The 10,544-nt window shown below is 62.4% G+C and carries 10 protein-coding genes and 1 pseudogene; all 11 read left to right on the top strand.

Annotated features, from left to right (window positions below; all coding sequences use genetic code 11):
- Positions 1 to 216 (top strand): annotated as a pseudogene (gene tdh, locus VGO12_RS11315) (L-threonine 3-dehydrogenase); the annotation flags it as partial.
- Between the two features lie 104 nt (positions 217 to 320).
- Positions 321 to 1,325: a LysR family transcriptional regulator gene (locus VGO12_RS11310; RefSeq protein WP_327512842.1), complete on the top strand. Its 1,005-nt coding sequence runs from the start codon at positions 321 to 323 to the stop codon at positions 1,323 to 1,325.
- A gap of 63 nt (positions 1,326 to 1,388) precedes the next feature.
- Positions 1,389 to 2,489 (top strand): extracellular solute-binding protein, encoded by a 1,101-nt coding sequence (locus VGO12_RS11305; protein ID WP_327512841.1) that lies wholly within the window; start codon positions 1,389 to 1,391, stop codon positions 2,487 to 2,489.
- A 73-nt stretch (positions 2,490 to 2,562) separates the two neighbouring features.
- The gene (locus tag VGO12_RS11300) at positions 2,563 to 3,543 is read left to right on the top strand and encodes an ABC transporter permease (RefSeq protein WP_327512840.1); all 981 of its coding nucleotides are present in this window, start codon (positions 2,563 to 2,565) and stop codon (positions 3,541 to 3,543) included.
- Positions 3,544 to 3,552: 9 nt separating this feature from the next.
- Positions 3,553 to 4,344: an ABC transporter permease gene (locus VGO12_RS11295; protein ID WP_327512844.1), complete on the top strand. Its 792-nt coding sequence runs from the start codon at positions 3,553 to 3,555 to the stop codon at positions 4,342 to 4,344.
- 5 nt (positions 4,345 to 4,349) lie between these two features.
- Positions 4,350 to 5,420, top strand: a complete 1,071-nt coding sequence (locus VGO12_RS11290) for an ABC transporter ATP-binding protein (RefSeq protein ID WP_327512839.1) — start codon at positions 4,350 to 4,352, stop codon at positions 5,418 to 5,420.
- A gap of 12 nt (positions 5,421 to 5,432) precedes the next feature.
- Complete coding sequence (locus tag VGO12_RS11285) at positions 5,433 to 6,902, top strand: NAD(P)/FAD-dependent oxidoreductase (protein ID WP_327512838.1); 1,470 nt, start codon at positions 5,433 to 5,435, stop codon at positions 6,900 to 6,902.
- A gap of 27 nt (positions 6,903 to 6,929) precedes the next feature.
- Positions 6,930 to 7,436 carry a CMD domain protein gene (locus tag VGO12_RS11280; RefSeq protein WP_327512837.1) on the top strand — a complete coding sequence of 169 codons (507 nt, stop codon included), beginning with the start codon at positions 6,930 to 6,932 and terminating at the stop codon, positions 7,434 to 7,436.
- 1 nt (position 7,437) lies between these two features.
- Positions 7,438 to 8,016 carry a peroxidase-related enzyme gene (locus tag VGO12_RS11275; protein WP_327512835.1) on the top strand — a complete coding sequence of 193 codons (579 nt, stop codon included), beginning with the start codon at positions 7,438 to 7,440 and terminating at the stop codon, positions 8,014 to 8,016.
- On the top strand, positions 8,017 to 9,372 hold the full coding sequence (locus tag VGO12_RS11270; protein ID WP_327512832.1) for an MATE family efflux transporter: 1,356 nt from the start codon (positions 8,017 to 8,019) through the stop codon (positions 9,370 to 9,372). It abuts the gene before it with no gap.
- 686 nt (positions 9,373 to 10,058) lie between these two features.
- Positions 10,059 to 10,358: a type II toxin-antitoxin system RelB/DinJ family antitoxin gene (locus tag VGO12_RS11265; protein ID WP_327512843.1), complete on the top strand. Its 300-nt coding sequence runs from the start codon at positions 10,059 to 10,061 to the stop codon at positions 10,356 to 10,358.
- The last annotated feature ends 186 nt before the right edge of the window (positions 10,359 to 10,544 follow it).

Raw genomic sequence — 10,544 nt, 5'->3', positions numbered from 1 at the left:
GAGATCGACTGGAACAAGGTGATCTTCAAGATGCTCAACCTCAAGGGCATCTACGGCCGCGAGATGTTCGAGACCTGGTACAAGATGATCGCCTTCGTGCAGGGCGGCCTCGACCTTGCCCCCGTCATCACCCACCGCATCACCATCGACGAATTCCGCGACGGCTTTCAGGCCATGCGATCCGGCAATTCCGGAAAGGTCGTCATGGACTGGTGAGGCGGCACGTTCTGGCGGCGCGCACAGCGAAGAAAATTGTCTTTTGTCACTAGCCCTGAGAATTCAATTTATGCATTATTGATTATCTAGCATGCAAGGAATGCATGATACCCATGGAAGTTCGCGATCTCGAGGCCTTTCTCGCCGTCATGTCTACCGGCAGCATCACGGGTGCCGCCCGGCTGCTCGACCGCTCGCAGTCGCAGGTGACGCGTCTGATCCAGGATCTGGAGACGTCGCTCGGCTTTGCCTTGTTCGAGCGCAATGGGCCGCGGATCACTCCGACCGACAAGGGCATCGCCTTCCATCAGGACGCTGAGCGTTTCGTCAGCGGCATCGGGCACCTGCGCAACCGCGCCAAGGCGATCGCCGGCAAGGAACCGGAGCCGATCGAGATCGCCGCGACGCCGGCCTTTGCCAGCGGCATCATCCCGATCGCGCTCGCCGAACTGCCGGATCATCTGCTGCCGCACACGATCAATCTGCGCAGCATGCCCGCCGAGGCGGCCGTGCAGTCGGTGTTCGCGCGCACGGCGGATTTCTGCGTGACCTCGTTGCCGGCAGATCAGCCGGGGCTGGAGGTGCAGGGGTTCTTCGAAGGTCGCTGCGTGGCAGCCGTTGCATCGCACGATCCGCTCGCCGCAAAGGACATGATCTCGGTCGCCGATCTCGCCGGGCGCACGCTCGTCACCATGTCCAATCCGTTTCGGCTGCGCCACAGCGTCGATGAAGCGCTCGATGCGGCGGGCGTGCGGCCGAGCCGGATCATCGCCACCAATGCAGCCCAGAACGCCGTGCAGATCGCATCGCTCGGCCTTGGCGTCGCGATCATCGAGCCGGCAACGGCCTACGGCCTGCAATCTGCGCCCATCGTCGTTCGGCCGCTCGACGTCGAAATCCCATTCCTCTGGGCGATCCTGTCGGCGGGCTCGCGTCCGCTTTCGGCCGGCGTCCGGGAACTCATTCAGCGGATATCGCGGATCGCGTCGGAACGGATGCCGGATCTTAGCGTCCACGATCCCAAGCAGATGGCGCGTATCGCCGAAAGAAGCTTTGCCGGCAGGACCGCCGGCATTGGCGCGCCGCCGGAAAAACCGGCGGCGAAATAAAGGGGAGCAGAAGCTCTGAACGCTCAGACGGAAAACTGAGCCAGCTAAAATGAGGAGAACGAGATGAACAGTTTTGACGTAACCCGCCGATCAGCAATGAAGCTCCTGGCAACCGGGGCCGGCGTGCTCGCAGCGCCTTCGATCATCCGTCCGGCCTTCGCCCAGAGCAAGGTCGTCAACATCACGACCTATGACAAGTTCGTGCCGCAGTCCTTCATCGATCAGTTCCAGAAGGACACCGGCATCGAGGTGCGCATCCGGCTGACCGACGACCAGGGCAAGCAGTACAACCTGCTGACCGCCGAAGGTGCCGCCCCCTCCACCGACATCGTGACCGTGACCGGTCACCGTCTGTCGCAGTTCATGAAGTCGAACCTGCTCTCGTCGCTCGATACCGCGCGGCTGAAGAACTGGGACAAGCTTGCCGCGGCCTACAGGGGCGCGCCGCAGCTGACCGTCGACGGCAAGACCTTCGGCGTGCCGTTGCTTGCCGGCTTCGAGGGTCTCGTGCGCAACACCGAATACGCCAAGGCCTCCGACAGCTGGGCGATCATGTTCGACGACGAGAACAAGAACCTGACGTCCTACATCGTCAGCGACTTCCTCTCCATCGTCATGCGCTACCAGGGCAATGACGGCGACTACGTGACCTATGGTGACAAGCCCGATGTCGCGCAGGCCGCAACGAACCAGGCCCGCGATTTCCTCATCCAGCACAAGGACAAGGTGCGCAAGTACTACGATGCCGGCTCCGAGCTGCAGCAAATGTTCGTCAACGAGGACATCTATCTGGCCCAGGCCTGGTCCGGTCCGGCTGCCAAGCTCGTGATGGACGGCCATCCGATCGAGATCTCGGTGCCGAAGGAAGGGACCTTCGGCTTCCTCTACTCCTTCAACATCGTCAACAACGCGCCGAATGCGGACGCGGCCTATACCTTCCTCGACGCCATCCTGTCCTCGCCGGAAATCGGCGCGGCAATGACCCGCCAGTCCGGCTTCTCGTCGGCCTTCGATGGCGTCGACAAGGTGCTCGATGACAAGGAGCGGGCTGCCCTGTCGCTGCCGCCCGAACAGGTGGAGCGCATCCAGTTCTTCAGCTCGGTCAATCGCGACATGAAGAACGAGATGATCGACAAGGCGACCGCGGAGATCAAGTCGGCCTGACGTCCGATCCGGGCGATCGGCTCCGGCCGGTCGCCCATAAAAATGGCCTCTTTCAGAGCCGGGAACAAAGACAATGTTGGATACGACAACACAGCCGCCATCCGTCGGTTTGTCGACGGCGCCGCGCTACGCCGGCTGGATCGGCCGGGCGGCAAGCTCAGGGCTTTACCGCCACACGATCGGACGTCTCGTCGACAGCCGGCGCATCCGCCTCGCCGTGCTTGCCGGCGTGCCGCTTGTCTGGATCGCGATGCTGCATATCGGGCCGATCCTGCAGATGGCCAATATCAGCCTTCTCGCCAACTACCCGCCGCAACCCGACAAAAGCAGCGAATACACGCTGGCGAACTACGCGCTGTTCTTCTCCGACCGGCTCTATTTCCTGCCCTTCGTCCGCAGCCTGATCTTTGCCGCTGTCGTCACGATCTCGACGCTGGTGATCGTCTATCCCGTCGCCTACTACATCGCGAAGGTGGTGCAGCCGAAGAACCGGATGCGGGCCCTGTTGCTGTTGCTCATCCCTTTCTGGGCCGGCGAACTGATCCGCACCTTCTCGGTCATCATGCTGCTTGCCAATCGCGGGGCGCTGAACGTGCTCTTGCGCGAGTTCGGTTTCATCGACCGGCCGATCCCGATGCTCTACACCTTCTTCTCGCTGAGCTTCGGCGTCATCTACCTGCTGGCACTTTACATGCTTCTGCCGCTCTATTCGGCGATCGAGAAGATCCCGACACCGTTGATTCAGGCGGCAGCGGATCTCGGGGCCGGGCCTGTCCAACGCTTCCGCCGGGTCATCCTGCCGCTTTCCAAGGACGGCATCGTGTCGGGCTGCAGCCTCGTCTACCTGACCGCTGTCGGCGTCTTCGCAGCACCATTGCTGCTGGGCGGCCCGAATTCAGTGATCTTCCCCGAGGTCATCGCGACGCTGTTCCACGGGTCGAACGACAAATGGCCCGAGGGTGCCGCCTTCTCGATGATCATGCTCGTCGTGTCCCTGACGACCGTCGGGCTGTTCATGCGGGTCGTCGGCGGCCGCTCTGTCCGGCTGATGTGAGGGCGAATGATGCGAACCTATTTCAACGACCTTCCCAAAACTGCGCTTGGCGCTTCCTACTGGATCTTCGCCGTCTATCTCGTGCTGCCGCTGGCGCTGATGATGGCGATGAGCTTCAAGGATGCGAACTTCATCGCCTTCCCGATCGGCAACTGGACGCTGTCCTGGTACGGCAAGGTGATCCAGGACAAGCAGTTCCTGGAAGCCTCGCTCTATTCGATCGGCATTGCTCTCGCCACCACCCTCTCGGCGACGATCATCGGCGTCTGGATCGCGCTTCTCGTTTCCGCGGAAAACATCTGGGGCAAGGCGGTGATCTTCGCGCTCGCCTGCCTTCCGGCGGTGGTGCCGGGGCTGATCAATGCCATCTCGATGCGCATCTTCATCCGGGCGGTGGACATTCCGACCGGAACTTTCGCGATCATCCTCGCGCACACCGTCCACGCCGTGCCCTTCGTCGTCATCATGGTGCTGACGCGGCTGCGCTCGATGCCGGCCAATCTTGTCGATGCGGCACGCGATCTCGGGGCCGATCCCTTCATCGCGTTCCTCCGCGTCACCATTCCCTATCTGATGCCGGCGCTCTTCGGCGGCATGATCTTCTGCGTGCTGACCAGCATCGACGACTTCGTCCGCACCTTCTTCCTCGGCGGCTACCAGCCGACCTTGCCGATGCTGATCTTCGCCAAGGTTCAGGGCGGCATGTCGCCGGAAATCAACGCCATGGCGACCATCGTTCTCGTCGTCACCACCGCTGTCGGCGTCTATGCCGAGCATATCACCCGCCGTTCCAGGAGCTGACGCAAATGCAGCCTGCCGTCCATTTCAAGAACGTCAACAAGTCCTATGGGGCATTGACCGCCGTCGATGATCTCGACCTGTCGATCGCGCCCGGCCAGTTCGTCACGCTGCTCGGCCCTTCCGGCTGCGGCAAGTCGACGACACTGCGCATGCTCGGCGGCTTCGACAGCCCGACCTCGGGGGAGATCTATCTCGAGGGCAAGCCGATCTCGCACCTGCCGCCCAACAAGCGCAACGTCAACATCGTCTTTCAGGACTATGCCCTGTTCCCGCACCTGACCGTCGGCCGCAACATCGCCTTCGGATTGGAGCTGAAAGGCATGGAGAGTGGAGCGATCCACAAGCGCGTCAGCGATCTCCTCGCCCTTGTGGCGCTTCAGGATCACGCCGAGCGTATGCCCGCACAGCTTTCCGGCGGACAGCGCCAGCGTGTGGCGCTGATGCGGGCGCTGGCGCCCGATCCGAACGTGCTTCTGCTCGATGAGCCGCTCTCGGCGCTCGACGCAAAGCTGCGCCAGCAGATGCAGATCGAGCTGAAGGCGATCCAGAAGAAGACCGGCAAGACCTTCATCTTCGTCACGCACGATCAGGAGGAGGCGCTCACCATGTCCGATGTCATCGTCGTGATGAACAAGGGCAGGATCGAGCAGATGGGCGGACCGGACGATCTCTATGCCCGACCGCGGAGCCGGTTTGTCGCGGACTTCATCGGACAGAGCAATTTTCTCGACGGTGCCGTCGTCTCGGTTTCGGACGGGATCGCCGCCGTCGAATGGCGTGGCAACGTGGTGCATGGCGACGTCAACGGCGCGTCTCCGATCCCGGGGGACCACGTCACCCTGGCGCTGCGCCCGGAGGCGATTTTCTGCCTGTCGCGCAAGCCGGAGGGGCGTCCATCGCTGAAAGGGCGCATCGACCAGCGCATCTTCAAGGGCGCCCACACCTCGCTGACGATTGCGCTCGACAACGGCAGCACGCTGTCGGCGCAGATCGATCCCGTGGCGCTTTCGCACATCGAAGGAGACGACGTCTGGGTGGGCTGGCGCGAGCGCGACGCCGTCCTGCTCGCGAACTGAAGGAGATCGGGGATGACCGACAGTCAAAAGCAGCAACGGCTCGCCGAACTCGATGCGCGGGTCAGGCAAGACCTGAGCTATCTCAACTATCCGCCGGCCAACTGGTCGAAGCCCGTCACCACGCCGGACGACGAACCGGTGAGCGATGTCGTCATCATCGGTGGCGGCATGTGCGGGCTCGTCGCCTGGCATGCGCTCACGCGCGCCGGCATTGCCAACCTGCGCATCGTCGATCGTGCGCCGAAGGGGTTCGAGGGGCCGTGGGTCACCTATGCCCGCATGGAAACCTTGCGCTCGCCCAAGATCCTCCTCGGCCCGGCGCTCGGCGTCGCCTCGCTCAGTTTCCGCGCTTGGTTCACGGCGCTTAACGGCGAAACAGGATGGGACGACCTTTTCCGCATTCCGCGGCCGATGTGGATGGATTACCTGCGCTGGTATCGCGACGTCATGGACATTCCGGTCGAGAACGACACCCATGTCACCCGCATCGTTCCGCGCGCCGACGGCCTGCTGGAGCTTGAAATCGCCGGCGGCACGCAACCTCCGATCATCACCCGGAAGTTGGTGATGGCGACCGGCCGCGACGGGCTCGGCGAGCCCACCATTCCGGACTTCGTCAAGACCATGGAGCGACAGAGGTCCTGGGCCCATTCGGCCGACGACATCGACTTCGATCGCCTGAAGGGCAAACGGATCGTCGTCATCGGCGTCGGCGCGTCGGCGGTCGACAACGCCGCCGAGGCGCTGGAGCAAGGGGCAGGGGAGGTGCGTCTTCTCGCCCGCCGCAAGGAGATGCCGACCGTCAACAAGCTGATGGGCATCGGATCCTATGGCGTCACCGCAGGCTTTGCCGAGATTTCGCCGGAATGGCGCTGGCGGCTGATGGACTATGCAGCCAAGCAGCAGACGCCGGCGCCCCACAATTCGACGCTACGCGTCAGCCGGCACCCGAACGCATACTTCCATTTCGACTGCGGCATCCGCTCGATGAGGCAAGAGGGCGGCGAAGTGGTCATCACCACCACCAGTGGCCGCGTCTTCCGTACCGATTTCGTCATTCTCGGCACGGGCTTCTCCATCGATCCGTTGAGCCGAAGCGAGCTTGCGCCCTACCAGGAGCAGATCGCGTGCTGGGAGGATCGCTACACGCCGCCGCCGGGGGAAGAAAACCCCGGGCTCGGGCGCTTCCCCTGGCTGAACGCGGATTTCTCCTTCACCGAGAGGGAGCCGGGGACGGCGCCCTGGCTCAAGGACATCCACTGCTTCAACTACGGCGCCTCCGTCAGCGTCGGCAAGGTCAGCGGCGATATCCCGGCCATCAGCGAGGGTGCGCTCTGGCTGGCGCGCGGGGTTGCCGCCTCGCTCTTCATCCGGGACGTCGATCACCATTGGGAGGCGCTGATCGCCTACGAGAAGCCAGAGCTCGACGGGACCGAATGGGTCGATGCCGACGCACCGGCGCCGGCACAGAAGACCGCCTGAACCGCATTTCAGATGACTGGAAAACCAATGACCTCACCATCGACAAACGATGTCATCGACGCCGTCCTCGGTCTCGATCGCTTCCCCGACCTGCAGGCGCTGCGCGAACAACGGGCGAAGCTGAAGCACCTCAGCCAGACCAGCTATCAGGCGGCGCTCCGCCCCGCCGACCCACGCAATTTTTCCTATGCGCTCAGAGCCGCACTTGCCGCACGCATGGCGGCGCTCTGGAACTCGCCGGAGCTTGCCGCGCATTTCCGGGAATTGCTCGGCAAGGAGGAGGGGGCCGCGGAACTGGTGTCAATCGCCGATCCCGGCAACGGCGCGAATGGTGCAGACCGCCGCCTTCAAGCGACCCTAACCCATGTCGATCTCGTCACGCTTTCGCCGAAGGACGCGACACGCGCCAACATCGAAAAACTCGCCGCCGAGGGCCTCGACGACCGAGATATCGTCACGCTCGCCGGCCTCATCGCCTTCGTGAACTATCAGGTGCTGGTGGTGGCCGGCCTCAAGATGCTGAGGGACAACTGACATGTCGCACGCCGTGCACGAATTCACCGTCGAAGCGCTCGACTGGAAACCCTATGTCAAACCGGTCGACGTCGAGACCGCGACGCCCGACCAGATCGACGCGCTGAAGATCACCCCGTCGAACAAGAAGATCTCGGACTATGTGCTGGTTCTCGCCAACGAGCCGGAAACCTTGAAGGAGCGCACGCCGCTCTTCAACGACATCATGTACAGCGAGGGTGGTCTCTCGCGCGGCGGCCGGGAGATCGGCGCGCTTGCCGCATCCTTCGTCAACCGTTGCATCTATTGCGCGTCGGTCCATGCGGCGCGCTACATCCAGCTCGAAAAGCGGCCGGATGTTGTGGACGAGATCTACGGCAGCGGCCTTGACGCCAACCTGCCGGAGTTCGAGCAGGCGCTGTTCAATTTCGGTGTCGACCTGACGGCCCATCCCGACAATGTCGGGGCCTACCAGTTCTACCACCTGCGCGAGATCGGCCTCGACGACCTGCAGATCCTCGATCTTATCCACGCGGTTGCGATCTTCGGCTGGGCCAACCGGCTGATGCATACGCTCGGCGAACCGCATCGGCTGGATTGAGTGAAACACGCGCCCCCCGATCACGCCGCGGCAACCGTCCGCCCCTTCGACGTCACCCATCGCGACGTGCTTCGCATCGCGCTGCCGATGATGATCGCCTATTTGTCGAGCCCGCTGGTCGGGCTCGTCGCGACCGGTGTCATCGGCCAGTTGCGCGATGAGGCTCTGGTCGGGGGCGTAGCGCTTTCCACCGTGATCTTCGACGTCATCTTCGTCACCTTCAACTTCCTGCGTGGTGCGACCACGGGCTTTACCGCCCAGGCGCTGGGGGCAGGTGACCGACGTGAAGAGCAGCGCATGCTTGCAAGCGGCCTGATCATCGCGCTTGTCGCGGGGGTGGCGCTGCTGGCGTTGCAAAAGCCGATCGGCGTGCTCGGCCTCGCCGCCATGGGCGCGGAAGGCAAAGTCGCCGAGGCGGCCGCCACCTATTTCGCGTGGCGGGTCTGGTCCGCTCCCTTCGTTCTCTTCAATTTCGTGGTCTTCGGCTGGATCATCGGGCGCGGCGACGCGCTCTGGGGCATGATCCTGCAAACCCTGCTCAATGCCCTGAATGCCGGCTTGAGCGTGCACTGGGCCCTCAGTCTCGGCTGGGGCGTGGCCGGCGTTGCCGCGGCATCGCTGGTGGCAGAGGCGGTCACAGCATTGGCGGGGCTCTATCTCATCTGGTCGAAGACCGACCGGAGCGCCTGGAACCTGCCGGATTTCACCGCCTTCCGCCGCGCCTTTTCGGTCAATGGCGACATGATGATCCGCTCCTTCGCGCTTCTGATCGGACTTTCCTTCTTCACCCGCCAGAGCGGCATGCTCGGCATCGACATTCTCGCCACCAATACGATCCTTCTGCGCTTCTATTTCTTCGGCGTCGCCTTTCTCGACGGGGTGGCGACGGCGGCCGAGCAACTGGCCGGGCGCGCCGTCGGTGCGCGCTACCGACCAGCCTTCGATCGCGCGGTCGGATTGACGACACTATGGGGCTTTGTCTTTGCCGGACTTGTCGCGCTCTGTCTGTTTGTGGCCGGCGACTGGGTGATCGGTATCACCGCCCCCACAGATGGCGTATCAGCACTTGCGCACGCCTATCTGCCCTATGTCGCGGCACTGCCGATTTTCGGCATCATCGCCTTCCAGATGGACGGGGTCTATATCGGCGCCACCTGGTCGAAACAGATGCGCAATCTGATGGTCGCATCGCTGGCGATCTACTTTGCCGCCTGGGCCGTCCTGCAACCGGCCTTCGGCAATGACGGGCTCTGGATCGCGTTGATCCTGTTCCAAAGTGCGCGCAGCATCGCCTTTCGAGCTATGCTGCCCCGATTGGCAGATCAGACCTTCCAGCTCGACCGGGGAACCCGATGATCATCGCGGCGAGCGCCGGAGGCTAACCGACCGACGCTTCGGTGCGGTAGCGGCATCGCAGGCGCAGCGGACGGGCCTTAACGCCCGCCTGACCCGCCGCTTGCGCTCGCTTGTTCCTCGGCAAAGGCCGAGGGGCAGATCGTGTCTGCCGAAATCAGGGCGCGATGGTTCCGGTTGACGTGGCGCGCTCCCATTTTGGGTCAATTAAGAATTATCTATCAGAGTATATCCAAGCGCATATCGAATCTCGCCGAATATTGAGATATCGTCTCAATATAAAGGAGAATTGTCATGATAGGCGGCGCTCGAAAAACAGCGGTTTTGTTATTTGTTCTTGGTGCTATCACGACTTTCTATTTTATCACGTTCTACATCTTTTTTCTCGAGGCAAGGATGTGCGGTGACGTTGAGATTTCCTCCAATTGGCTCTCGGGCTTGTTCAGGAGCTGCTTCGGGTAGATAGACTGCGGTACGTGACTGCGTCGAGGTCGATAGCCAGAGCGCCGTTCCAGTTCACGAGGTGTCTGCATGTCCGGAAGCGGTCCGGGTTCGGCACAGACGCATGCGCGCCCGAGATCGCCGGTTTGTTGTCGGCAACGCCGAACTTTCTTCTGTCCACGCCACCTGAAAATGTCGAGCATGCCAGGCATCGTCACTGCAATGATGCCGTGAGAGGGAGTTTTCCGATGGCCGCAAATGCGATGGTCCAGACGCGGATCAAGGCCGACATCAAGGACCGCGCCGCAGTCGTTCTGCAGGCCATGGGATTGACCGTCTCGGATGCGATCCGGATCCTTCTGACGCGGACAGCGAACGAAGGCGCATTGCCGCTCGAAGTGCTCGCCAGACGTGACGCGCACGACGCCTGGTTCCGTGCCAAGGTGCTGCAAGTTCTTGAAGACGCGCGACCCGTCGCTGAGGACGTGGATACCAAGGATCGCTCTTGCGGGCGCCGGACGTTGGCTCCCGGGCAAGGCGCTTCATGAGGCATCTCTCTATAGTTCCATAATGTATATTATCTGATTATTTCCTGTAGCCGCAAAGTTAAAGTGTCCTGATCCTGCAAAGTTGGAATGTCACTCTCCCCGGGTTTTGATGACCTGGGAGATTGCGGATGGGATTGATTGCGATGAGCGAACGCGATCTGCAGCGGATTGAGGTTTTGTCGAAGG

It is taken from the genome of Ensifer sp. (genome assembly GCF_035999135.1).
Taxonomy (GTDB): domain Bacteria; phylum Pseudomonadota; class Alphaproteobacteria; order Rhizobiales; family Rhizobiaceae; genus Ensifer.
This window is presented reverse-complemented; position numbering and strand designations above follow the sequence as displayed.

Bases quoted from the DNA above. Each gene is read 5' to 3' on its own strand.
- VGO12_RS11285 (WP_327512838.1), top strand. From the start codon at position 5,433: ATGACCGACAGTCAAAAGCAGCAACGGCTCGCCGAACTCGATGCGCGG.
- VGO12_RS11275 (WP_327512835.1), top strand. From the start codon at position 7,438: ATGTCGCACGCCGTGCACGAATTCACCGTCGAAGCGCTCGACTGGAAA.
- VGO12_RS11295 (WP_327512844.1), top strand. From the start codon at position 3,553: ATGCGAACCTATTTCAACGACCTTCCCAAAACTGCGCTTGGCGCTTCC.
- VGO12_RS11280 (WP_327512837.1), top strand. From the start codon at position 6,930: ATGACCTCACCATCGACAAACGATGTCATCGACGCCGTCCTCGGTCTC.
- VGO12_RS11300 (WP_327512840.1), top strand. From the start codon at position 2,563: ATGTTGGATACGACAACACAGCCGCCATCCGTCGGTTTGTCGACGGCG.
- VGO12_RS11305 (WP_327512841.1), top strand. From the start codon at position 1,389: ATGAACAGTTTTGACGTAACCCGCCGATCAGCAATGAAGCTCCTGGCA.
- VGO12_RS11310 (WP_327512842.1), top strand. From the start codon at position 321: ATGATACCCATGGAAGTTCGCGATCTCGAGGCCTTTCTCGCCGTCATG.
- VGO12_RS11265 (WP_327512843.1), top strand. From the start codon at position 10,059: ATGGCCGCAAATGCGATGGTCCAGACGCGGATCAAGGCCGACATCAAG.
- VGO12_RS11290 (WP_327512839.1), top strand. From the start codon at position 4,350: ATGCAGCCTGCCGTCCATTTCAAGAACGTCAACAAGTCCTATGGGGCA.